Genomic DNA, 26,224 nt, shown 5'->3' on the forward strand with positions numbered 1-26,224 from the left:
TGGGCAATTATTATGTTTGTGTTTTATTTTTATGTATGGCGATAATCAAGATTCAATATTTATAAAAGCGTCCTCGTCCAGCAATGGTGTGGTTTCTATTTTAGTAGGATGTGGGCTCATTTTATTAGGCACAATAGTGATAGCATTTTTGCCTCAACTATTTTTTTTACCAGGGGTGTTTATCGTTTCTGGTGGTATTGTTGGCCTGATCATAGGTTGGTTTAAACTACGTGAACCTAATTACAGTTTAGAGATTACCAAAGAGCACATTGTTTACCATCACCGTCGCGGAAAATGGCGAATTCATTGGGATAATATACAGCGCGTCGATGTACCCAGAGTGACAAAAGGTATTGAAACCGTGGAATTGGAAATGCTTGGTTTTCGTCTTAAAGACAGCGACACCTTCTTAGATGATATCTCGATGCGTTTGATCACCCATTTATTGCTTGAGCAACGCCCGTTAGTTATGCATAACGTGGATCCAAATTGTGCGACCGGCAGATGCTATGGCGACGATATGATTGAGGATGAAACGTATACGCGCCAAGACGGAACACAAGTAAAGGGCGTCACGGCAATGTTTGGCAATAGAATGCTCAAGCTAAAAGAGCGATTAGGTTACGACGTATTTATTTCGACTAACGAACTTGATCGCAGCCCTCAAGAGTTTATTCAACTCATCAAAGACTGCCAAGAGACATTGATTCAACAAAGGCTATCTAATCAGTCCGGTTAGCTTTTGCGATGTTGTTGATAGGCGTGCAACAAATCATCTAGTTTCTGAGCGAGCTCAATTAAGTTATCGGATTCTTCGGCGATTTGTTGAACTTGAGCTAAGTTGCCCTCAGCATTACTTTTAATTGTTAGCATGCGCCCGTTGATGTGCGTGATAACCTCTGATTGCTCTTTTGTTGAGCGTGCTACATCTGCATTAGATTGAGCAATTTCTTCAAAATGAACAGTGTTGTTTTTAAGGATCGATTCTGCGTTGACTATCGAATCTGAGGTCGATTTGGATTGCTCGATGATCAACGATATTTCATGTGTAGCATCTGCCGACGTCGATTTCAAAGCTTCCATGATTGTTTGTATTTCTTGTGTTGAAACAGCTGTCCGACTAGCGAGTGTTCTTACTTCATCTGCGACAACTGCAAAGCCTCTGCCTTGTTCGCCTGCTCTTGCTGCTTCAATTGCAGCATTTAACGCAAGTAAATTGGTTTGCTCTGAAATTGCTTCAATCGTTTGAAGCACCTCGGCAATTGTCTCAGTATTGGTTGTTAATGATCTAATTACTTGAGCGACGTCATTAATTTTTGATGATAAAGAAAGGATGTCTTGTTGTGTGGTTTGAATCATAGACGCAATTGCAAGCCCATCTTCACCGACTCGTCTGCTTATTTCGGCAGCATTGTCTGCCTTCTCAACATTACTGACTGCTGCCGCATCTACCTGATTCAACGCAGCCGTTAGCTCAATCGTATTTGCTGATGTGTCTTTTACTCGATTCTGCGTTTGATTTGTATTCTCTGATAGGTGCCTAGCGACTTCTCTCAGCTGAGCACCACTAGTACTGATCTCGTCGAATACTTGCGATAGTTTTGAAATGAACTGGTTATAACCTTGAGATATTTGGTTAATTTCAACATGTCTCGTTTCTGGTAAGCGATATGATAGATCTGCTTTACCTTGTCCCATATCGCTGAACACGCCTGCTAGTCGATTAATAGGGCGGGTGATACTTTTGGCGATAAACCAAGTTACCGAGATAGCTATCAACAATATAACGATGCTAGCTAAGGCAATTTTCCATGTTGCTTGGGTCAAATTGACAAACACTTCATCGTAAGGAATATATGCGATTACAAACCAATCCATAGTAGGGATATGCGACGACGCCAAAATGTACTTTGTGTCGGCATCGATGATTTGAATTTGATGTGCTGCAGTTGAAAGCATGCTTTCTACATCTGCGGCAGGATAGATTTTACTTAAGCTTTGACCTCGTAATGTTCTGTCTTTATGCAACTCAACTTCTGCGTTCTTGTTAACAAGAAAAACAAATCCAGTTTGCTCCACTGTGAGTGTAGCAAGCATGTTTACGACATCATTAAATGACTTAGCAGTGCCAGCGAGGCCTCTCCCTTGCATTTGTTGATAATTAACAAAAAGGTCTGTCTTGCCAGTATTGGGGTCTTGATAAACACTGACCATGCTTGTTTGACCCGAAGCTCGATACTCAAAAAACCAATTGTCGGCTTGATCTTGCTTGAGTGTTCGCAAAAAGCCTTTGTCATTCCAGTATTTAGCAGTTTGTCGATCTGCAAAAGATGCACCGCTTAGGTTATTCGCTTCAGCGATAGCTTTTAAACTATCCACAAGTAATTTCTCTTGTTGTGTGGGTGCGCCATTTTCCAACCAATTTAAAGCAAAATGGTTGTTTGCTATCTGCTCTGATAATGCTCTCATAGTGTGTATTTGACTGTTTATTTCGGCAGACACTTTTTCAATAGTATTAGGTAGTTCGTTTTCTAACAGTCTTTGTTCTATTACGCGTTTAGCAAGGAATGAGCTCGCCCAAGTAATTGATATTGCAGTTAATAATACCGTTAGACTTGACATCAGCACGATTTTTTGACGAATAGTGAGTGGACTCATGGACGGTTTCCAAGCATATTTGATGGACGGTTTCCAAGCATATTTGGTTAACTAAATTCAGTAAGAATAACGAATAAGACGCGACAAACACGCTTCGCTCTTTTATAGGTATCGGAAGTATATTGATAAAATTTAGCTAGACTTAAAGTCTTACTTAATTTTCATTCTGTAAGGTGTTTTGAACTTGATTTCTCACTTGCGCCCAGTCTTTTATGACCGCTTCAATTTCTAGTAATAAAGACGACATAGGTTTAGCGATATCTTGAAGACGATTTGTTTTTAACAAACCTTCTACTTCGTTGCACTTTTTCTGCAAATCACTAACACCCGTGTAACAGCTAGCGCCATGTAATTTGTGAATTTGTACTTTTAATTCGGTGATGTCTTGTTGCTGCCACAGCGCTTCTAGTTGTTTAACATGAGTAGGAAGCTCTTCAACAAACTCTTCTAGATATTCAAATGCAGCTTGTTGGTTACCATACGAGCGTTTAATCGAGAGCTCCCAATTAATCGATTTCTTTGAGACAGGCTCAAATGTATCCGCTGGGCACCATTCATTGATGAGTGCCACAAGTTTGTTGATATCAATGGGCTTGGGTAAGTAGTCGTCCATTCCCGAGTCTAGGAAATGCTTTTTCTCTTCCTGAAATGCATGTGCAGTAATTGCCACAATAGGTGTGCCTTGATTCAACGACGTTTTTCTGATTAAGCCCGTGGCTTGCACACCGTCCATATTGGGCATTTGTATATCCATTAATATAATATCAAACTCACTTTCTTGACAAAGTTCGACAGCCTTTTGACCTGAATCTGCTGTGTACAACTGTACTGGAGAGTTCTTTAACCACGTTTGTAACAGCTTTAGATTGATAAACATATCATCAACAGCTAAGAGCTTGATATTCGGCAACTTGTTAAACTTGGTTTTCGAACTTACATCGCTGACTTGGTTAGGTGTTGCATAGATATCTTCCAATTTCTTTGTGGTAATTGGTAAGCGCAGCAGCACCGGCTCTTGGTCACTTCTATTATACTGGTGGGTTTCAGGGCTTGGACCCGAATAAACCAATACAAATTGATCCGCTTTAATCGCGTAACTCTTGTTAATTGTAGCCGTTCTATTGACGACGTCTTCCATGGGAAGTGTGATGAACGCAAGGTCAAACTCATAATCTTGGCCAAGCAGAACATCTAGTTTATCAAACGAATATGTATTGATTCCTATGGAACGTAGCAGCCTCATCGTTACCGCTCGAGTTATCGGGTTGGGATCGAATATACAGGCTGTCTTTGTTAACCAAAACGGCATCTTCTCTGGTGTGAGTCGCTGCTCTAAGACCTTTAATGGCAGTTGAAGCTTAAATAAACTGCCTTTGCCAGATTCACTTTTTACCTGGATATTGCCATTCATTAAATATGTCAATTGTTGGCAAATAACCAAGCCCAAGCCAGTACCTTGGAAAGATCGGTTCAACTCATCGTTTAGTTGACTAAAAGGTGTGAATAGCTGTAATTGATCTTGTTCACTTATGCCAATACCGGTGTCTTTGATCTCAATATTTAGGTTAATTTCATCGTGATTTAGCCAGTCATAACCTGCCTTTAACGTTATCGTGCCAAAATTAGTAAATTTTAAAGCATTGCTTAACAGGTTACTAAGAAGTTGCTTAATCTTAAATTGATCGCCAATGAGACTTGCTGGCAACGGTTGAATATCGAGAATAAATTGTAGCTGCTTTAAATGGGCTGATTTTGCAACTTGACTGGCGGCCTCTTCAAATATTGCATAAGCAGAAAATGGTTTGTTAGCAACATTTAGTTTACCGGCTTCCATTTTTGAAAAATCTAATATGTCATTGACGATGGTCAGTAGGTCACTTGCAGCTGAATTGATGATGCGGATATGTTCTTCACGTTCAGTTTGATTGTGGTTTTCTTCCACTTCTTTTGAAAATCCAATTATGGCATTGAGTGGAGTTCTTATTTCGTGAGACATATTTGCTAAGAACTGCGATTTTACTTCACTCGCTCGCAAGGCTTCTTTTCTTGCTATATCTAAGTGCACATTTTGTTCTTCAATGAGTAAAAAGTTGTTTTCTGCATCCCTTGAAGCTTCTTGTACTTCAATTTCAAGAATATACCGAAGCTTTATGTTTAGCGCGAACGCAAACGAGCATGTCAATATCACTAACGAGATTTGGAATAGATAGGTATTAGGAGTAGTAGGAGGAAGATAACCGGCAATAAATAAACTAGATAGAATTGAGCACACTAATAAAACAGTCACTCCAAACACAATTGGATAGGCTGGTTTATATCGGCCTTTGACTCCGACAGCACATAAATAAACATTGAGGAAAATTGTAATAAAGCCAACAAAACGGCTTAAGAGCGCAAGGTGTTCTCCTTCGAATTGATTTGTTGCGACGGCTATCACACACAAAAATAAGACGACAAAAAAACCGATAAATAAAGGGTGATGATATCTCTGCGATAACTTGTCTTTAAAAAAGAACACAATAAAAAGAGTAGAAGCAGCACTGACAAAAGGTACTAAAAAGTCCATGTTATGAAACATGGGAAGCGCCTTCAAACTCAAAGGAAGCAGTTGTGCATGCCCACTCCATACAAATTGCCATAGAGTCACTAGACATACTTGAAAAAAGAGTAATAAGGCCGAAAGTTCTTGTTTGGAGTAGACGACAGAAACGGCGTAAAGTGCCAAAATGAAAAGGCCACCATAAAACGCGCCCCATATCATAGAATCAAAGGACACCATATACGCATGTGTGGATGCGTCACTAATAAATATTGGCGCAATAATGGGAATTCGTTCAGCTTTTACACGTATGTATAAACTGTAAACAGTGTTTGTTTCTATGCTTAGTTCGAATGTGGGTAATCGATAGTGCTCCTGATTATCCTTATTACCTCCTTGACGAAAATAAACTAACTCATCGCCTTTAAATAAATAAGCATCTACATGAGGAAGCTGGGTAAAGTTAACATTGATAAACCAGCGTGTTAGGTCACTTTTATTTTCTAATCGAGTAAACATCCAAACGCTATTGTCTTGAAAGCCAATATTGGGATACTCATATTCTTGATATGATAAGCGCGGTTGCCTAGCTTTAAAGAGTTCGATGCTTAACTCTTCATTGAGTGTATAAATCTGCATTGCATCACTAATTTCAATGCGGCCCGTGTCGTTTTCTAGAAAAACACGCGCGTTTGCTTCAAAGCTAAGTTGCAAAGAAACAAAGAGCAAAAACTTTATGAACAATCGAAGAAGAATAGACACTTGAGCGGTTATGCTTTAGATCAAAAATAATATAACATGCTGTTAAATATAAAGACTGCTTTCACATAAGTACAGCTTTGGGATGCTGGATGCATAGATTTGCTCAAAACTTGACGCGCTACACTAATGCATAAGCCCACTAGGAAAGAAACAAATGAGTAACGACATAACAATAAATACAGAAGGGACTGAACAGTTACCTTTAAGTCAGTTTACCGAAGACGCTTATCTCAATTATTCGATGTACGTCATCATGGACCGCGCACTACCGCACATCGGTGATGGTTTAAAACCTGTTCAACGCCGCATTATTTATGCGATGTCCGATCTTGGTCTAAGTAACAACGCAAAATACAAGAAATCAGCGCGTACGGTAGGTGATGTCCTTGGTAAATTCCATCCTCACGGTGATTCTGCTTGTTATGAAGCCATGGTACTGATGGCCCAACCGTTTTCTTATCGTTATCCACTGGTGGATGGTCAGGGCAACTGGGGAGCACCCGATGATCCTAAATCGTTTGCTGCCATGCGTTACACCGAAGCACGATTAAGCAAATTTAGTGAGGTCTTGTTAACCGAGCTTGGTCAAGGCACTGCCGAATGGCTACCTAATTTCGATGGAACCTTGCAAGAACCTAAAGTTCTCCCCGCACGGTTGCCGCACATACTATTAAACGGCGTTACCGGTATTGCTGTTGGGATGGCAACGGATATTCCACCGCATAATGTGAAAGAACTGGCAAACGCATGCGCACTGTTGTTGGATGATAGTAAAGCCGAGTTATCCGATTTACTTGAAATCGTACAGGGGCCAGATTACCCGACTGATGCCGAAATCATCACGCCAAAAGCAGATATTCAAAAGATTTACGAAACTGGCCGCGGCTCTATCAAAATGCGTGCGGTTTACCATGAAGAAAATGGCGAGATAGTCATTACGTCTTTACCTCATCAAGCAAGTGGTGGAAAGATACTTGAGCAAATTGCTGGTCAAATGACGAGTAAAAAGCTACCTATGGTCAGTGACTTAAGAGATGAATCAGACCATGAAAACCCAACTCGGTTAGTAGTGTCTCCGCGTTCAAATAGAGTTGATACCCAACAAGTCATGCAGCATTTATTTGCGACCACTGACTTAGAAAAAAGCTATCGTGTGAACATCAACATGATCGGTTTGGACGGCCGCCCTCAAGTTAAAGACTTGAAGAGCATCTTGTCTGAATGGTTGGTATTTAGAAAAGACACGGTGACTAAGCGCTTGCAGTTCCGCTTAGATAAAGTGCTGGCACGCCTGCATATTTTAGAAGGCTTAATGATTGCCTTTTTAAATATCGACGAAGTTATCGCGATTATTCGCAACGAAGATAAACCTAAACCCGTGTTGATGGAGCGATTTGCACTATCTGATACACAAGCAGAAGCCATACTTGATTTAAAACTTCGCCATTTAGCGAAATTAGAAGAGTTTAAAATTAAAGGTGAGCAAGACGAGTTAGCCAAAGAGCGTGATCATCTGCAATTACTATTAGGCTCAGACAGACGTTTAAAGACGCTGATCAAAAAAGAAATCCTCGCCGATGCTGAAACCTACGGCGATGAACGACGCAGTCCTATTGTGTCGCGTATCGAAGCGAAAGCCTTGAGTGAAAAAGAGTTGATGCCATCCGAGCCAGTAACGGTCGTCGTTTCTGAAAAAGGCTGGGTGCGTTGTGCCAAAGGCCATGATATTGATGTAGAAGCATTGAGTTATAAATCGGGGGATAAATACCTGGTTAGCGCGAAAGGGCGAAGCACTCAAGTGGTTGCCTTTATCGACAGCTCCGGGCGCGCGTTTTCCTGCGAGGCTCATACACTGCCATCAGCGCGAAGCCAAGGTGAACCACTCACGGGTAAGTTTACGATAGTCGGTGGCGAGACCATCGAGAATGCGATTATGGCTCCTGACGAACAATCATTTTTAATTGGCTCGGATGCAGGTTACGGGTTCGTAGGTAAGTTTTCTGACATGCTCAGCAAAAATAAAGCTGGAAAAGTCTTTGTTTCGTTGCCTGTCGCATCAAAAGTAATGACACCGCAATTAGTTAATGATATTGATAGCGACTGGTGCTTGTGTATCTCTAATGAAGGCCGCATGTTGTTATTCCCGCTAAAAGACTTACCCGTTTTAGGCAAGGGCAAAGGCAATAAGCTGATGAATATCCCGTCAGCCAAAGCGAAGTCTCGAGAAGAATACTTAAGTTATCTATGCGTGGTACCTGCCCAAGCAAGTGTAAAAGTCGTTGCAGGCAAACGGGGCATGACATTAAGTGCCCAAGACCTCAGCCATTATCAAGGCGAACGCGGACGTCGAGGAAATAAACTCCCTCGAGGCCTTCAACGAGTTGATGAAGTTGAAATAATAACTCAGCCAAGCGAAGCACCTCCTGAGGCTTTGTAAAGGCACTTTTATTTAAGGAAGTGATTTAAAATGAGTATGAAAATTGCCATTTTATCGCGTAATCCCAAGCTATATTCTACACGCCGACTCGTTGAAGCCGGCGTTTCTCGAGGCCACCAAGTCGACGTCATCGATACTATGCACTGTTACATGGACGTCACGAGCAGTCGACCATCGGTGCGTTATAAAGGTAAAGCCTTGCCCAAATATGACGCGGTAATTCCGCGCATCGGCGCGTCAGTGACCTTTTACGGCACATCGGTTGTGCGTCAATTTGAAATGATGGGCACATACTCTATTAACGAATCCGTGGCCATTTCACGTTCTCGAGATAAGTTGCGTTCACTTCAATTACTGTCTCGCAAAGGTATTGGTATGCCGCGCACCGGCTTTGCAAATCATCCAGATAGAATTGATGACTTGATCAAAAACGTCGGCGGTGCACCCGTCGTGATTAAGCTGTTAGAAGGCACGCAAGGCATCGGCGTTGTGTTAGCCGATACCGCAAAAGCCGCAGAATCAATCATTGAAGCTTTTATGGGCTTAAAAGCCGATATTTTGGTGCAAGAATATATCGAAGAAGCCGGTGGCGCAGATATCCGTTGCTTGGTAGTGGGCGGCAAAGTCATCGCTGCGATGAAGAGACAAGGCGCGCCTGGTGAGTTTCGTTCAAACTTGCACCGAGGCGGATCAGCGAGTCTAGTACGCTTATCTCCCGCCGAGCGCAAAACCGCCGTAGACGCTGCTAAAACCATGGGTTTGAATATGTGTGGTGTGGATATATTGCGCTCGAAAAATGGGCCAATGGTCATGGAAGTGAATTCTTCACCGGGTCTTGAGGGTATCGAGACAGCCACAAGCAAAGATGTTGCAGGCATGATCATCGATTTTATCGCAAAAAGCGCAGATAAGTCGAACACGCGCACAAAAGGAAAAGGGTGATGAGCAAATCATCTATTCCTGACCTAATAATTGGTGAACACACAATTAATGCCGGTGAACAAAAACGCTTTCAACTAGAAATGCCGCCGTTATACACCGATACAAGCATGGGTATTCCAGTCTATGTTCAACGCGGTAAGCGAGAAGGGCCTACTTTATTCGTCAGTGCTGCCATTCATGGTGATGAGCTTAACGGTATTGAAATTGTTAGCCGTTTGATAAAAAGTCCATCAATAAAAAATTTGCGAGGCACGTTGATTGCCATCCCGATGGTAAATATCTACGGCGTACTCAATCAAAGTCGTTATTTACCTGACCGACGAGACTTAAACCGGTGTTTCCCAGGCAGTAAGAAAGGCTCGTTAGCAGGCAGAATTGCACGTTTATTTTTGGATGAAGTCGTCTCTAAAAGCGATTATGGCATCGACTTGCACACAGGTGCTATTCATCGCTCAAACTTGCCTCAGATTAGAGCAAATCTCAACGATGAACTGACTGCTGAAATGGCTAAAGCATTTGGTGTACCTGTGCTATTAAACGCAGATATTAGAGATGGATCTTTACGACAAGCCGCTGCTGATGAGGGCGCACGAGTATTATTGTACGAAGCAGGGCAAGCACTTCGCTACGACGAATTTTCGATTCGTGCGGGCGTAAAAGGCATTGTCAGCGTAATGAGACAAATCGGCATGCTTAATAAAACGAAGCACAAAGGGCGCAAAGTTGAGCCATTTATTGCCCGCCAAAGCGGCTGGGTAAGAGCCAACGAAAGTGGATTTGTCTTACACAAAGCACAATTGGGCGATCACGTTGAAAAAGGCGATGTGCTAGCTACTATCTCCAATCCGTTTGGCGAACCGCTAGATGACCTTATCTCACCGGCAACGGGGGTGATTATTGGCAAGCAAAACATTCCTTTAGCTCAAGAGGGCGAAGCGATTTATCATATCGCGTATTTCAAACAACCCGATACCGTAGCAGAACATGTCGAGATGCTACAAGACAACTTAGGCAGCTCAGATTCCATGCTAGTGGGATGAAAGCAGGTGCATAGAGAAAACCAAAGATGACAGATAAAATACTAATCGGCGCCCTAGAGCATTGTGATTTACCAGACTTGGGGATTACAGCACTCAATATAAGAGTCGATACCGGTGCTGCTACTTCTTCATTACACGTAGACAACATCGAAGAATTTGAGCAAGGTGATGATTTGTGGATACGCTTTGATATCCACCCCGATATCCACGATGTTAAAAAGCTAAAACGATGTGAAGCAAAAGTCGAGGGGCAACGACGCGTCAAAAGCTCAACAGCCACTCGACAAAAACGCTATGTAATCTCTACCGATATCAAAATAGCCGACTTGCGTTGGCCAATTCAACTGACACTCACCGACCGCTCCGAGATGACATACCTAATGTTGTTTGGGCGAGAGGCGATGGCAGGGAAGTTTATTGTGGATCCGGAGTTGGAGTATTTGTTGGGTAGTTAAGTCTCGGCGAGTTTACAGACAATCTCCTTTTCCGCAATTCCTCGTCATTCCCAAATAACAATAGCTTGCAACCAATGAAAGCGGACGTTTATAGCCATTAATCAGTCTCAGATATTCTAGTCAACTGAATAATCGAAAAATAGCCAATTAATTCCCATGAAAAACATAAATGTTTCATGGGATAAAGCTTGAATACTGCTTATAAAAGACACACAAACATTGCCGTTCAGCAATTTTAATTGTTTGACATCAATCGCTTAATACATATGCAATACACTGATTATTATGGATTTTAGAAAACTTTTAGGGATGTTTTAGACAAATGCTATTTATTTATAGCATTAAAATTATGAACATGAGTTCACTGTTGCGTGTCACTTCACAACATTATTAGTATTAGTGTTTTCATTAGGAGAATTAAATTGGAAGTTTTTGGAATATTTGGGTTTGTACTAGCTGCATTTTGTTATTACAGAATGAATGCCTTAGAGAGAAAGTTAAATCAAGCTGGTGTGTTGTCTGAAAAAATTAACTCAAAATAGGACGCTGGGTATTAACGAGTAATTGTGTTTTTAAGACACTTCACATTCAATCAAGAGGTGAGCAGGTGAACTTCACTAAGGCTTTTCTAGGTTTAGCTCTAGCAGTGGTTGTTTTTCAAGCAAACAGTATCGTGGTTAGGCATGATGTGGACGAAAATAAATACCATGCATCTATGAAGGATTTTCCTCCCCTGGCGACGTTGTACAAAATTGGTGTACACGGTACCTTAATTCACCCGTCATGGGTTGTAACCGCAGGCCACGCTATTTTCTGTATAGAAAAAGGGGACAGAATTAAGGTTGGAGATCAATTTGTAGAAGTAGATTCACGCTTTACGCATTCGGGCTATTTAATCAGAGAGGATAATGACATTGCACTCATTAGACTAAAATCACCCGTTACGGGTATTGAACCTGCAAAGCTCTACAGAAACAGCGATGAATCAACTCAAAACGTATGGTTTATTGGGGCCGGTGCAACAGGTACGGGTTTAACAGGTCAGATTGACCCTGAGATGAGTGTAAACAAAGGCATATTAAGAAAAGCCGAAAATCGAATCGAAAAAACAAGTGAGAAGGAACTCTTTTTCGTTTTTGACAAAGGTGATAAAGCACTTCCATTAGAAGGCGTTTCAGGTAATGCCGATAGCGGTGGACCGGCTTATAAAGTGATCGATGGTCATTACTATCTTTATGGCGTTAGTTCTCGTGCTGATGCAGCTACCTTAAACGTGGGCGAGTATGGTGTAAACGAAATTTACTCAAGAATTTCTTATCAAGCCTCATGGATTGACAATATAGTGGCAGGCAACCACAAATACACTAAAAGTCACACTACTCAACACCGCTTTGCGGATGACCGTATAAAAGACAAATTGTCAGCAATATGTAAAAAAATCGGCTTTGATAGTTGAAAATCTAAACGATGGAGTAGTCTCTCCATATAAATTTGGTTTTCAATTATCCACTTTAATATTTTGGTATAGACATATTTTGGAATGTAGCCTTTATGTTTACTTGTAACTTAAATTAGGATTTAAAATGAGAAAGATGATGACGTATTTATTGAGCGTATTATCGGTATTAGTCTCTACTCAGGTATTTAGTTTTGAAGAATTCCCCATTTATACGGGCCCTTATCTAGGGCAAACACCTCCAGGTATTACAGCGGAAAAGTTTGCGCCAAATACTGTTTCAAGAGAAGGCTGGGAACTTGACGGAGTCTTTGCTCCAGGGATGAAAGAGTTTTATTACACCATCGACCCAAGACAATACAAAACTACTAAAGAAAAAGATGCTAGTTCACTCATCATTGGTTACCGACAAACAGGTGATGTTTGGCGCAAGTTTGTGGAACTTCCTCGACACGGTGAAGTAGTATTTTCTTCCGATGGGCAACGAATGCACTTAGCCAAAGGTTACAGAGATAGAATTGACGAGGCGTGGTCAGGTTTCAAAAGTTTAGGGCCTGTGTTTGATCGACAAGAATATGGAATTATGCGTCTTAGTGCTTCATCGAAGGGCACTTATGTGTTTGATGATTACACGATAGATGAACTAAGAATTTCTAAAATAACCAATGGAAAGCGAGAAAAACCTATAAAACTAGGAGCTCAATTTAATACTGGAAAATGGACAGCACACCCGCTTATAGCACCTGATGAAAGTTACATAATATGGGATAGCGAGCGAGAAGATGGCTATGGCGCCTCCGATCTATACATCAGCTTCAAGCAAAATGATGGTTCATGGGGGAGCGCAATCAACATGGGATCTAGTATAAATTCAGAAAAGAGTGATTTCTTTGCATCAGTCACGCCAGATGGTAAGTACATTTTATTCAATAGAACCATAAGTGAAGAGCCTCTAGATATCGATATTTATTGGGCTGATGCAAAGGTCATAGAGGAACTAAGACTTAAATCACAATAGTAAATTTACTCAAACGTATTCTTTATTTCAGATAGTAGGGGCAAGATTTGTATTAAGTTCTTTTCATGAGCTAGTGTTTCTGCCTTCTTAAACTCCTGACGGGCTATCGATTGATTTCCTGTTTTGAGATAGTAATCAACAAAATCCAGATAGCCTTGTGCAATGCCCATTGGGCAATTCAGCAATGTTTGATACTCAAGCGCTGATTGCAAAAGAGTAAAGGCCTCCTGATGTTGATTTTGGATAAGTTTGATTTTCGCCAAAATAGACTGGCTATAAGCATAGTAAAGCCAGTCATTGTTCTTTCTGGCTAGGTCTTTCGATTCTAATAGCGTCATCTCAGCTTGAGTTAACTCTCCTGATGCAGCTAACCCAGCACCTTTGAAGTATTGCAGACGATGCTTATATTCTCCGAGTGGCTTCCTCTCAGCTATTCCCAACGCGGTATCAACGGCTACCAATACCTGATCTATTTGATTTAACTCCATATTAATCTTAACCAGGAGATAAGAAGCAAGAATGTTATCCGGGTCATTTATCACTGCACTTTGTATAAATGGCAAGGCAGACGTCAGGTCATCTATCTCTAAAAACTTCAATGCCTTGGCGATTAAGTCGTTTTGCAGTCCTTGATCAAAAACATTAAATTCTGACGCTAAATTCTCTCCAATGGCTTCTTCAAATATGTTTACCAGCGACGTGAAAACATGTTCAATAGTGTTCGCCTGAACCGTGTGTGTCATTCGGTTTGTTCGGCTATAAATTGTATAAACAACATTGAATTCACCTGGATTTCCACTTAAAGAAGTTTGCAATATATGCGAAGCACCAGACTTGGCAAAAATTTTAATGATATCCCTGCGTTCACCTACATCAATTCGGTTTAGTATTTCAATGACATCTTCAAGATGGAAAACAGTCATATCTTTATTCGGAGATATTCGTCTAATCAACCCTTCCATTCCACCGTATCTGAGCCATTGTTGATGTTCGTTCATGGACGAAACATCAAACGGTAAAATAAGAATACCCTTGTGCACGAGATCTTCGTTTCGATTAATTGAAGGATTTTTGTTTACGACGAGAAAAGTAATCAACAAAGTAACAATGAACACAGTAATCAAAGCAACAGGAGATTTGACTGCCTGCTTTAACTTAACTTTGGGTGTATTGATGGCCGGTACGACCGAACCGTCATTAATGATTGATATGGGAATTTCCCATTTATAACCCCTGCGTGGATAAGTTTTGATGGCTTCAGGTAAGCCTATTTCTTTTCTTATTTCATTTATGGATTGAAATATCACCTGTTCTTCAACAACAGCACCATGCCATACTGTCGACAGTATTTCAGACTTGGAGTGAATGGCTTTTGGGTTTGATGCTAACAAACATAATAACTCAAATGTTTTCGGTCTTAATACGATAACCTGACCGTTAATTAGCACTTCACCTGTCTGTCTATTTAATTCACAAACATGTTCACGTAAAGACAATATTCACTCCTGATTACGAGTACTCGGGCAAGCGTTCAACACTAAGAAAATGTTATCACATTGAAAGCGTCCAGCCGAAAAACATTTCCTTATGCCGCGTTATTAAAAATGAAAGACGTCGGGAGTGGAATTTACCCCTACTCCTACAAGCCAAAGCTTGTTAACTCAAACACATACCCATAAACTAAACCAAGCCAAAATAATAAAAAAAAGAGCCAAACAATGAAAAAGTGGATCCTAATTACCCTTGTCGTCATCATCACCGCAAGCACTATTGCATGGTTTAGCATGGATAAAAGCGTGCGCTACCTCATTCTAAATCCACCTGCCAACGAAAACGTTCTGTTTTGGACGACCGAACAACGCGACGCAGGGTTTAGAGCTATCGAAAAGCTTAAAGTCTTGCCTTATAACATGATTCAAAAAGGCCAAGCGGTGCGTCAATTTGAAAAGGTGAGTGCTCCAGAAATTGACATGCATTACATTCGTGAATTTATGCAGCAAAACCGAACGGCCTCCTTAATTGCGATGCACAATGGACAAGTCGTTCTTGAGGAATATGGCTTAGAGTTTACGCCAGATGAAAAATGGACAAGCTTTTCTGTGGCTAAATCATTCACTTCAACCTTAGTTGGCGCTGCGATAAAAGATGGTTACATAAAGACATTAGATGACAAAGTCAGTGACTACATTACCTCAATGAAAGGAAGTGTTTATGACGATGTGAGTATCGAGCAATTGCTCACAATGACGTCAGGCGTTAAATGGAATGAAGATTACAGCGATCCAAGCTCAGACGTATCTCGCTTTAACTTTGAAGCACCCGACGCTGGTGTCGATGCAACAGCAAGTTATATGCGCAAATTAGAAAGAGCCGCTCCTGCTGGTAGCCAATGGCTTTATAGCACTGGCGAAACCAATTTAATCGGGCTACTTGTTGTTGAAGCAACCGGTAAATCATTGTCAGCGTATTTGTCAGAAAAGATATGGCAAAACATCGGAGCTGAGCAAGATGCATCTTGGATTTTGGGCCCAACGGGCAATGAAATAGGAGGCTGTTGCATACAAGCTACGACCAAAGATGTCCTTAGGTTTGGCCAGTTTGTACTTGAACAAATTAATGGTCAAACCGACGCTATCGTTCCGGATACATGGTGGCAACAGGCGACTTCTGTCAAAGCTGAAACAGGCAGCGATAAAGGTGGCTACGGCTATCAATGGTGGACATCACATGATGGTACGTTTCAAGGCCGCGGCATTTTTGGGCAAGGTTTGTTTATTGACCCTGATGCGTCTTTAGTTATCGCAATTAACAGTAATTGGGAAAGAGCTTCTGGCTCAAGTGAGTATGATACCAAGCAAGAGATGTATCAGTATATTCGCAAAGCTGTACGTTCGAATTAAAAATACTATTAGTGCTCAGGAGAACAAAATGTGGTTAACAGACGTCGAGCTTGAATCAACAACAATAAAACTGATTCCATTAACAAAATCGCATGCTGCTCCCTTATTAGAAGCTGCGAGCGATGGTGAACTTTGGAATTTATGGTTCACTTCTGTACCAAGTACTGAAAAAGTTGAGGATTATATTTCAAATGCACTCGACCAAAAGGCGAGAGGTCAATCTTTGCCATTTGTAGTGGTAGAAAAATCTACGGGTGACATTATTGGCTCTACTCGATTCTGTAACGCAGATGCAAGTAATAAGCGCGTTGAAATTGGATACACTTGGTATAGTAAACGTTTTCAGCGTACATCGTGTAACACTGAATGTAAGCTATTACTATTAACCCATGCATTTGAAACGCTCAAGGCCATTGCCGTTGTGTTTTGCACCAATTGGCATAATCAAGCCTCAAGAGCTGCAATATTAAGGTTAGGTGCCAAGCAAGACGGTGTGCTTAGAAATCATCAAAAATTAGCCAATGGCGGCTATCGAGATACTGTTGTATTTTCTATTATTAATTCGGAGTGGTTGGCGGTTAAGCAGAATTTGGCGTTTAAGTTGACAGGTGCGATTGTCAAATAGCGCTCTTGGCATTTGCAAGCCTATTTGGCAGGCCAAGATCTGGTGTCAAAGACAACGAGCAATAAAATATAGAAATATAGGTTTCTTAATTTTATTGCTCTACATCGTTTCTTTGGGCTTTTTATCTAACTAATTAATTAGATACCATCAAATTATCTTCTAAAAAGCGGATTAGGTTAGTGTATAAGTCTTCGCGCTCGGCTTCGCCATATACGCCATGGCCTGCTTTACTGAAATTTAAGTATTCAACTTGTTTTCCAGCAGCTTCTAAATTTGCCTTCATTTTTTCAGAGTTTTTAACAGATACACGAATGTCTTTGTTACCGTGAATAAGCATAACGTTTGCTTTTATCTTATCTGCAAAGTTTACAGGTGAGTATGCATATAGTTCGTCTTGGTCGGTGCCGATTACACGGTGAAGGTAGGCTAGACCTCCGGTATTAGTAGGAATGTCGCTTTCTGTGTACATAAAGTTCATATCATATACGCCAACATAGCCAACAGTACATTTAAAGAGCTCGGGCGCTTTTACGCTTAACATGAGCGCTGCATATCCACCATAACTTGCTCCATATGCGCAAATACGCTCTTTGTCAACGGGATACTCGTTAACGACATGTGCAATGCCGTCTAGCATGTCTTGAATCATCAAACCGCCCCATTGGCGATGACCTGCGCGAATAAACTTATCACCGTAGCCACCGCTACCGCGGTAATTGACTTGAAGTACGGCAAATCCCCTGTTGGCAAGTAACTGTGTTTCAGATTCAAAATCCCATTCATCACGGATTCCGTATGGGCCTCCATGGATCATTATTACCAGCGGATGGCTTGTTTGAGTGTCTGATTTTGGCAAGGTCAGATAGCCATTAACTACCAAACCATCTTGAGACGTAAATGAAATGGGGGTTTTAGGTTTCATCATTCGCGGATCTAACCATGAACGATTAGCCCATACAAAGTCAGCTTTATTAGATTGGGTGTTAAATAAGTAATACTCACCCGGGTTAATATCGCTGCTTACATGCAATAGTAAGAGTTTTCCGTCTTCACTTTGACTTTGGATGAGAACACGTTGACCCGCGAACGCGGCCGCTAGAGACTTATGATAAGTTGCCGTTCGGCTTTTGACTTTAACACCATCAATTTGTGCATAGTGGTACTTAACTTTCGACGGCATACTCTCGCCGACAACGGGCATATTGAGTTCTGGGTCCCAATTATAAGTTTCTATATCTGCACTTAGGTTATCGAACAGTGAAGTAAGGGTCTTTGTTTCTAGATTAAATTGATAAATAGTATTGAGCTCTTGCGCACCAATATCACCCGTCAAAAATACTGTTTTTCCGTCATTGCTCAGTGCAATTGGTGCTAAATCGTTCATGTTTGAGACTTCAAACACTTGCCAATCATCTTTTTGGGATTCTCGGTACGCTGACTTTACGTTTAACTCATCATCAATCCATCGAATGAACTTTATATCACCTTCGTCTGTCGCGAAGACCTTTGCGCCTGCGTAAGGAATGACTTCTAGCTTTCTCTTTGTGCCAGTGTATACATTTAATCGGCTAATGATGGGTTGGCGCTTTCTGTCATCAATTAAGTATTTACCTTGCGTTGAAAAGGGATATTCAGCGATCAAAATGTATTTTTTGTCGTTTATTAATGGGCTAATGATCTCAGCGCTGGCCCTTGTTGCTTCTCGTTTTTTTAAACGAGTACCAGTGGTTGATTCACCTGCTCGATAACCGAACAGCATATTTGCCTTCGTGCCATCGATATTGACAGCGAATAATTCGCCTGTCGCAGTGGGACGGTCGAATTCAATACTTTTCTCTCGGTATTGGTAGACGATACGTTCGTTATTGATCCATGTGGCAGAGTGAATCTCGTCGTTGTTGGGTGGTTTGACGCCACCAACTACCTCCATTGTTTTACTGTCGAAGAAAAACATGACAATACGACCTTCGATTCGGGTTCTTGCAAGTAAATGCTTGCCATCTGGAGACAACTTCATGTCAAGGTAGTCACCGTGCTTAGAGAAAGCATTTATGGGTAGTACTTGTGCCACAACGGCATTAGATAGACTGGTAATTAATAGAAATAGAAAAACAAACAAGCGTGAAAGCATGAGATAAAGTCCTTTTTAATTAGAAGGGTACAGCTAAACAAAACACTCTATCCATTAGAGATATTGAGTTACCCAACAAGCATAACTTAATTTACGGCCAATAAAAACCCTGTGAGGCACTATGCCTCACAGAATTAATTTGACGCTACAAGTAAACTATTCCGAGGTACCTCTATCAAGCCCACGATTTCTGAGTAATGCATCGGTAGTTGGCGCACGACCTCTAAACCCTTTATAAGCGTCGATGTATTCCATGGTATCACCAGTACTGAATACAAACTCTTTGAGTCTATCTGCCGTTTCTTTGTCGAATATATTGCCAGCTTCAAGAAACGCATCAAAGCCATCAGCGTCTAATATTTCAGACCACATGTAAGCGTAATAGGCAGATGAATAGCCGCCTGCGAAGATATGCCCAAAGTGGGTACTTCTATGGCGCATGATGATTTCTTCAGGTTTACCGTACTCGCTTAATACGCGATCTTCAAATGCACGAATATCTAAGTCTTCAACCGTGCTTAGCTGGTGGTAAGCCATGTCTACTAGGGCTGACGCCGTAAATTCGACGGTCGCAAAGCCTTGGTTGAAGGTACTGGCGCTTTTTATGCGTTCGATAAGCTCTGATGGCATGGGCTCATCTGTTTTATAGTGACGCGCAAACTTTTCGAGCATATAAGGTTGTGCAATAAAGTGCTCGTATATTTGGGCTGGGAATTCAACCCAGTCTCTTGGAACACTTGTACCGGCAAGCGTCGGGTAGGTTACGTCTGATAGTAAGCCGTGTAAAGCGTGACCAAATTCATGGAACAGGGTCACTGCATCGCTGTAGGTCATAAGTGTGGGTTCGCCATCAGCCGGCTTGTTCAAGTTCATATTGTTTAAGATAAGCGGCTTAACATCACCTGCTAATTTTTGTTGTGTTCTAAATGCACTCATCCATGCACCAGAGCGTTTTGTCTCACGAGCATAGTAGTCGCCATAAAAAAGCCCAAGCGAGTTGCCGGTAGCGTCTTTAACTTCCCAAACCCGAACTACGTCGTTGTATACAGGCACATCCTGACGTTCTTCAAAACTCAAACTAAACAGTTTATTTGCCACATAAAACTGAGCATCGATCATATTATTAAGCTCGAAGTATTCAGTAATTTCAGCTTGGTCTAGGTCGAACCTAGCTTTGCGCACTTTTTCTGCATAGTAGCGCCAATCCCAAGGTTCAAGCTTGTGCTCTACTCCTTCTTGCGCCATGACTTCTTCAATCCATTGTTTTTCTTGCTCAGCTTTTGCAACTGCTGGCTCCCAAACTTTTAATAGCAAATCCATTGCAGCTTGTGGTGTACCTGCCATCGCATCAGATAAAACAAAGTCCGAATGATGTTTGTACCCCAATAGTTTGGCGCGCTGTGCTCGAAGGGCCACGATTTCTTGAATATTTGCCTTGTTGTCAAACTCATTGTCGTTGTCTCCGCGCATTGCCCAGCCTTTAAACGCCTTTTCGCGCAGGTCTCGGCGCGCAGAAAATTGCAAGAAGGGTTGGACACTTGAACGATTCAACGTAATCACGTACTTACCCTCTAATCCACGCGATTTTGCTTGCGCTGCAGCGGCATCGATAAGCGATTGAGGTAAACCCTCTAAATCGGTTTCTTCGAGCGTTAAGGTGAAAGCTCTAGCATCATTTAAACTATTTTGACCAAATGAAGTGGTTAAGCTTGAAAGGCGTTCGTTGATTTGAGCAAATTGCTCTCTTTCTTCGCCTTCTAGATTAGCCCCTGCACGCACAAACTCATCGTAAACGCGGTCTAGTAGTCTAAGTTGTTCAGCGTTTAAATTACTTTCGTTACGCTTGTTGTAAACAGCTTTCACGCGTGCAAATAAATCTGGATTCATTGTGATTTCAGTATTGTGACGTGAGAGCATGGGTGAAAACTCGCGTTGTAACGACTGGATATCATCATCAGATTCAGTATTTGCGACATTAAAAAATACACGAGCGACGCGTGTTAGGCGCGCACCAGCAAGCTCCATTTGAGCGATGGTATTGTCAAAGTCAGGCGTACTGTCGGCATTCGCGATGTTTGTAATTTCTGCTTTGTGCTCTTTCATTGCTGCTTGAAATGCAGGTTTGTAATGCTCTGTTTTTATCTTGCCAAAGGGTGGAGTATTAAACGGAGTATCCCAATCCTGAAAGAAAGGATTGCTGGCTAACGCTGCTTGATCGACATCGCTTGCCGTTATACTTGTTTCGTTTGCATTGGTGTCGTCTACTTGTTTTGAACATCCGCTCAAAGATAGTGAAATAGCGATAGCTAGCGCTAAACCACTTCTTTTTAGTTCGATTGATGGCATTACTTATCCTCTTATTTTCGATAAGTATGTCTACGTTTATTTACAGTAAAGTGGATTAGTTAAGTGACAATTTTTGAGGTGTCGAAATGTGAGTATCGTTACGTTCTTAGATTTTGAAAGTTAGCTCTGTCATCAATAAAAAAGCACAATAAATAATAACGTGAATCATTTATTGTGCTTTAAACTATAAAAAGGACTATTTGCTTATTTATTTTGATTGCTGACGATGACGACCAACAAGCAGCAAAGTCGCAAGCCCTATCATTCCTGCTAGCGTTGGTATTGGAACAGCGTTAACTGTTAAAGACTTAGTCGCAGTGCTATCTATTGTAAGAACCTCACCTGCAAAGACGTCTTCGAATACTTCAACATCTAAAAACAATTCACTTGGTGAATCGGTCGTACCGATTGCTTCCATGGAAAAATTGATTAGGTAACTACCATCGAATGAGTTAACAAAGCTTAAAAAGGAGAATCCAACTTCGCCAGGGGAAGCAAAAAAATCAAACAAATTATCCACTCCATCATTTGGAAGAGTTGTAGAATCAGTGCCCATTACGACTTCAAAAATACTTGCGTCAAACGACAGGTAGAATTCGAAAGTATCGAAAAAGTCTAAATCTGCGAGTTCAATTTCTACGTCAAACTGCTCCCCAAGAGTGAACTCAGATTCGTCAATATTGATCTTGATCTCATTTGCAGTTGCTTGAAAACTTAAACAAAGTGCCAAAGCGATAAAAAGTTGTTTACAAAATTTCATTTAATATTTCTCATTATTGTGATCAAAAAGTAGGGTTAACTTGCACATCTAGCTTTTGTGCATAGTCTGTACATGGCTCGTACATCAAGCACGTTGATATTCCCATCGTCATTCAAATCAAATGAAATATCGATTTCCTGACGTGAAATGATGGCTCTCATGAATGCACGAATATCAATAATATTGACATCACCGTCACCGTCGAAGTCACCTCGCACGGCGTCGTTTTGTAGCTGCATCGCTATAAGCACTGGATCATGGTCTGACATTCTAAAAGCGTCAGGTGAGTAGAAGCTTGCGATCTGCGCTTCCGTCTTAAACTCTACGTTGTAGTCTAAGGCAACAGGCTCATCGGAATTAATATGCCATTCACTTACATCACTTACATAATCAAGCGCGGCAGCGTTTGCCAAGGCATGATCTAGGTAACCAAACTCACCGCCAAAGGTGTAAGAGTAGGCGTCGTCACCAACAAAACGCTCAATAAGATTAGTGTAACCAGTATCGGTTAATGCGCGAATCGGATCTTCTTTAGCATAAGCGTTTAAATCACCAATAATCAGACTGGGGATATCGGTGCCAAATTCGCTTTCAAGGAAGGCAAGTACCGCTTGAGATGTTCTGACACGTGTAATGTTGCAAGCGCCTTGACCATTTACTAAGTCATCGTCGACGAGTAACAAAGTCCCTTCATCATCATCGCAGCTTCCTCCTTTTGAACGGAAGTGATTAACTGCAACGACAAGCTCTTTACCGCTTTGTGTATGCAAAAACTTCTGCGCCATGGTTGGTCGTGTATTACCATCGTTAAATAGAGTGCCGAATTCATCGCTTATTGAGTTTGAGCTGTCTAAGATTTTGACGTCGCCGACTAGTGAAACGCTTGCGGGTTTGTACACCATCGCGACAGTGATGGCATCGCTACCAATAGTTTGCTCATGCGAGACGAAATCATAAACCGGCTCGCCTAATTCAGTATTGATTTCACTGACGAGGCTTCGAATCGCTGAGCCTTCTCCAAAACCATTGTTTTCGATTTCCATTAGCCCAAGAATATCTGCATCCATTTCAACAATAGCCGCCACCGTTTTAGCTTTTTGTCGTTCAAGTTCAAGTTCAGAACCTGCGCCTCTGCAGGTAAAGTTTTGATTTGGTCCGCAACGATTACCAGTAACGTTTAGGGTTGTGAAGTAATTGAGTACATTCAAACTTGCAATATTCAAGTTCCCTTTAGCTAAACTTGGCGAAGCCTCTCGCGTATTAGTGGCGATTATTGTCGGTTCGCTTAAAGGTAGAATACGGTAATTTCCAAAAGCAAAATCGACTATTCCTTTCAAATTACTCACTGTATCGCCCACTCTAAGTGTATTGTTCGCTGACAAACCTCCCGTGGGATATATGACTACATCCGGGTTTTGTTCATTTGATGCATCATCCATAATAACTTGATTCAAAGCATTGCTCGTTTCTAGCTGAACCGCTCCTTCTGAGCCGGGAGCGAATAGGTTAGTCGGCACAAACAAACGCTCGCTAGATAAGGTTACTTGACCAAATCGAGCTAAGGTGAAATTTTCGCTGACTACCAGATCTTGTGAAGCTGTTACTACCATTCCTTCAAGTGCCTCGGTTTGATTCTCATCGCTAAATGGCAAGGTCAATTCAGTGAGTAAAATTGTGGGTTCTGCTTCTGTACAAAGAACCTCTGGCTCACTGGCATTGAGGGTCGTTTTTGTAAAGGTTTCGGAAACTTGCCCCAGCAACCTAATCACTGTATTGACTGTTGGTAATGTTTCGCTAGCAGTATAATTAACAAATATTGCTTCTGACGTAGCGTCATCATTGTCACTATCCTTCGCTTCTTCCTGAATAAAGAAACCACTAAAATTTTCATAAACGGCAGTTACCGTTCCTTCAATTATATGCGTTTCGTTTTGTAGAGTAGACTCAAGCGCTTCCCCTTGAATTGTACTGATTAAGGTCGCATCTTCGCCACACATTCCGATTTCAATAGGGGGCGTAACATCTCCATTCGAATCACCGAAGGATTGATTGTTATTGATCGAATCAAATGTAGAACTTGCAGGTGCTTGCCAAGAAAAGTCGGTGTATTGAGTGCCACTGCCTGATAGTTGGAGTGACTCACCAATAGGTGTACTGCTTAGTTCAGAAACACCAATATCTTCGCTTGTGAGTCCTTGTGCGGGGCCGTTGCTTGCGGTAAATGAACCTTCATAACTCAGAAACTGAATGACATTATTATTAGGGTCAACCAATGCTAAGCCATCAGGAGAACCATTTTGTATGCCGGTTTGAGCAAAAGACAAGACACCAAAACCATTGTCTAAATCGGGCACGATACCGTCAAGGTTAAGTGTCGCATATGAAGAACCATTGCTACCGTTGTAGAATACAATACTGAAGGTTGAAAGGTCAGTCCCTGCTAACGCTGCTACTTCAACTGCTTCACCGGTATCTGTACTGGCATTGTCGTAGTGTAGTTCATTGATGAAAACAGTACTGTTGTTGTTCCCACCCGTATCTCCACCTGTATCTCCACCTGTATCTCCACCCGTGTCCCCACCGGTATCACCGTCCCCGGTATCGCCATCATCACCGCCACCTGTCGTGCTGCAAGCATCACTTGGATACAGTAGGCTAACCCATTCTGGATTATCAATAAAAGGATTACGATTGCCCTGTAACTGGTAAATTCGGTTGTTTCTGAGTGTTTCTGATGCGTCAACTAAATCCGCTTGATGCCATTCAACTAAACGACACAACCAGCCAAGTTTCGCTTCATCAGTAGAGGTAGAACGATCGACGAGTTCAAGGTCTGGGGTACCATCTGTATCAAGCCCCTCGTATCGAATATCCATATACAACATCATACGAGCAACATCACCTTTAATAGCGTCTCGCGGCTCAAATGAATCATTGTCTTTCTTATTGATTGGACTTTCAGTTAAGCCAGTCCCACCCGCATCAAAATCAAGATTACCGCGTTCGCCGTTGATTGAAATATCGGTTGCTCTAAGGTGGTGTAGGTCGTTGTGTGCCATCAGTGATGTAGAGTTAAAACCATGGCTTCTTGGCCATGAGTGTTCTCTGTTCCAATTATCACCATTACTTGATGCAACCGAGCCACTGCCATTGGTCAGCTTAGATTGTGAGCGATTGCTATACCAAAGCAATACATTGTCGGTATTATTCGGGTCTTCGTCAGTGTAAGTAAGACCTGTCCATACTTCATTGTAATTTAAGGCCTTTTGACCTTGAGTAACAGTATCGCTCAGGACGCCAAGAATCACTGAGGGAGCCGAGTTTAAAGAAATTTCAGTAGTAACCGCTGCGTAATATTCAACCGAATTGAATGCGTTAATGTCGACGATGAAGGGTAGATCTGGACATTGAGATGTACCATCAGAAATTTGACATGCACTGCCTGATACAAAGCCAAGGTCGGGAGTATCATTACCATCGGAAGTCGTAAATGTTTGTCCATTATTCTCAGAGCCAAAAGTATTAGCCGCTGCACTAGACCAAGTGAAATCTGAATACTGCGACCCAGTGCCGCTCAATTGCAACGAATGGCCAACGGGGGTTGAGTTGCTCTCTGATACACCGATATCTACACTATTTAAACCATTGGCTGGCCCATCGGTTGCAGTTATTTGACCTTCGTAGCTTAAGAACTGAATAACGCTTCCATCTGAAGCAACTAAAGCAAGTCCGTCAGGGCTACCATTTTGAATTGAGCTTGATGTGAAAAAAGAAAGTGTACCAAATCCATTGCTTTGGTCTGACAGCACGCCAGATAGCGAAATGGTGGAGTAAACTGTACCACCATTACCGTTGTATAAAGCTATACTCATGCCACTTAGATCTGTGCCTGAAGGACCCGCTATTTCAACTGCTTCGCCTTCGTCAGCCCCGTCATTGTCATAATGCAATTCATTTATGAATGGACTAGCATGGCTTGCTCCCGCCAAAAGAAGCGCGAACAAACTCGTGTATTTCACGTTCATGTTGTTTCCCTTGAGAAGTGTTGTCGTTAGATTTTTTAGCTGTATGAGGGTCTAGGAAAAACATGACAGGAAAATGACAAATTTTTGACGATTCTGAATTAAGCAAACAACTTTACAGAATAGAACTAAA

Annotated in this window: 16 protein-coding genes; 9 read left to right on the forward strand and 7 right to left on the reverse strand. The window is 41.6% G+C overall.

From position 1 onward, the window contains the following. The first annotated feature begins 136 nt into the window (after window positions 1-136). The gene (locus tag KUL10_RS05035; RefSeq protein ID WP_233499711.1) at window positions 137-739 is read left to right on the forward strand and encodes a DUF2982 domain-containing protein; all 603 of its coding nucleotides are present in this window, start codon (window positions 137-139) and stop codon (window positions 737-739) included. Here the strand turns inward: KUL10_RS05035 and KUL10_RS05040 are convergent. Both KUL10_RS05040 and KUL10_RS05045 read right to left on the reverse strand, forming a co-directional pair. Then, window positions 736-2,658, reverse strand: coding sequence for a methyl-accepting chemotaxis protein (locus KUL10_RS05040; RefSeq protein ID WP_110427812.1), 1,923 nt, complete (start codon window positions 2,656-2,658; stop codon window positions 736-738). The two genes, KUL10_RS05035 and KUL10_RS05040, sit on opposite strands and share 4 nt — an antisense overlap. Before the next feature lie 154 nt (window positions 2,659-2,812). Then, complete coding sequence (locus tag KUL10_RS05045) at window positions 2,813-5,959, reverse strand: hybrid sensor histidine kinase/response regulator (protein ID WP_233499712.1); 3,147 nt, start codon at window positions 5,957-5,959, stop codon at window positions 2,813-2,815. A 154-nt stretch (window positions 5,960-6,113) separates the two neighbouring features. On the opposite strand from KUL10_RS05045, the gene parC reads away from it, so the two are divergent. From parC to KUL10_RS05075, 6 genes are all read left to right on the forward strand, one after another. Then, window positions 6,114-8,396: a DNA topoisomerase IV subunit A gene (parC, locus tag KUL10_RS05050; RefSeq protein ID WP_110427813.1), complete on the forward strand. Its 2,283-nt coding sequence runs from the start codon at window positions 6,114-6,116 to the stop codon at window positions 8,394-8,396. 36 nt (window positions 8,397-8,432) lie between these two features. Continuing rightward, on the forward strand, window positions 8,433-9,338 hold the full coding sequence (gene rimK / locus KUL10_RS05055) for a 30S ribosomal protein S6--L-glutamate ligase (RefSeq protein WP_110428031.1): 906 nt from the start codon (window positions 8,433-8,435) through the stop codon (window positions 9,336-9,338). Then, the gene (locus tag KUL10_RS05060) at window positions 9,338-10,378 is read left to right on the forward strand and encodes a succinylglutamate desuccinylase/aspartoacylase family protein (protein ID WP_110427814.1); all 1,041 of its coding nucleotides are present in this window, start codon (window positions 9,338-9,340) and stop codon (window positions 10,376-10,378) included. The genes rimK and KUL10_RS05060 overlap by 1 nt, the downstream gene beginning before the upstream one ends. Window positions 10,379-10,404: 26 nt before the next feature. Then, window positions 10,405-10,833, forward strand: coding sequence for a RimK/LysX family protein (locus tag KUL10_RS05065; RefSeq protein ID WP_110427815.1), 429 nt, complete (start codon window positions 10,405-10,407; stop codon window positions 10,831-10,833). A 607-nt stretch (window positions 10,834-11,440) separates the two neighbouring features. Continuing rightward, on the forward strand, window positions 11,441-12,289 hold the full coding sequence (locus KUL10_RS05070; protein ID WP_110427816.1) for a trypsin-like serine protease: 849 nt from the start codon (window positions 11,441-11,443) through the stop codon (window positions 12,287-12,289). Window positions 12,290-12,416: 127 nt separating this feature from the next. Then, on the forward strand, window positions 12,417-13,307 hold the full coding sequence (locus KUL10_RS05075) for a PD40 domain-containing protein (RefSeq protein WP_110427817.1): 891 nt from the start codon (window positions 12,417-12,419) through the stop codon (window positions 13,305-13,307). Window positions 13,308-13,312: 5 nt separating this feature from the next. On the opposite strand, the gene KUL10_RS05080 is transcribed toward KUL10_RS05075, so the two are convergent. Next, window positions 13,313-14,803, reverse strand: a complete 1,491-nt coding sequence (locus KUL10_RS05080; RefSeq protein WP_158525321.1) for a winged helix-turn-helix domain-containing protein — start codon at window positions 14,801-14,803, stop codon at window positions 13,313-13,315. Window positions 14,804-15,025: 222 nt separating this feature from the next. Here KUL10_RS05080 and KUL10_RS05085 point away from each other — a divergent pair, with 222 nt between their 5' ends. Then, window positions 15,026-16,207 carry a serine hydrolase gene (locus KUL10_RS05085; protein ID WP_110427819.1) on the forward strand — a complete coding sequence of 394 codons (1,182 nt, stop codon included), beginning with the start codon at window positions 15,026-15,028 and terminating at the stop codon, window positions 16,205-16,207. A 28-nt stretch (window positions 16,208-16,235) separates the two neighbouring features. Beyond that, a complete protein-coding gene (locus tag KUL10_RS05090; RefSeq protein WP_110427820.1) occupies window positions 16,236-16,832 on the forward strand; it encodes a GNAT family N-acetyltransferase in 597 nt (198 codons plus the stop codon). A 133-nt stretch (window positions 16,833-16,965) separates the two neighbouring features. On the opposite strand, the gene KUL10_RS05095 is transcribed toward KUL10_RS05090, so the two are convergent. The 4 genes from KUL10_RS05095 to KUL10_RS05110 all read right to left on the reverse strand — a co-directional run bounded on the left by KUL10_RS05095 (window position 16,966) and on the right by KUL10_RS05110 (window position 26,094). After that, entirely contained in the window at window positions 16,966-18,963 is a 1,998-nt protein-coding gene (locus KUL10_RS05095) for a S9 family peptidase (RefSeq protein ID WP_110427821.1), read from the reverse strand. A 156-nt stretch (window positions 18,964-19,119) separates the two neighbouring features. Next, on the reverse strand, window positions 19,120-21,309 hold the full coding sequence (locus KUL10_RS05100) for a M3 family metallopeptidase (RefSeq protein ID WP_110427822.1): 2,190 nt from the start codon (window positions 21,307-21,309) through the stop codon (window positions 19,120-19,122). 208 nt (window positions 21,310-21,517) lie between these two features. Then, window positions 21,518-22,069 carry a cohesin domain-containing protein gene (locus KUL10_RS05105; RefSeq protein WP_110427823.1) on the reverse strand — a complete coding sequence of 184 codons (552 nt, stop codon included), beginning with the start codon at window positions 22,067-22,069 and terminating at the stop codon, window positions 21,518-21,520. Window positions 22,070-22,104: 35 nt separating this feature from the next. Beyond that, window positions 22,105-26,094, reverse strand: coding sequence for an ExeM/NucH family extracellular endonuclease (locus KUL10_RS05110; RefSeq protein ID WP_110427824.1), 3,990 nt, complete (start codon window positions 26,092-26,094; stop codon window positions 22,105-22,107). Window positions 26,095-26,224: the final 130 nt, after the last annotated feature.

Source organism: Glaciecola sp. KUL10 (assembly GCF_003203515.1).
Classification (GTDB): Bacteria; Pseudomonadota; Gammaproteobacteria; order Enterobacterales; family Alteromonadaceae; genus Glaciecola.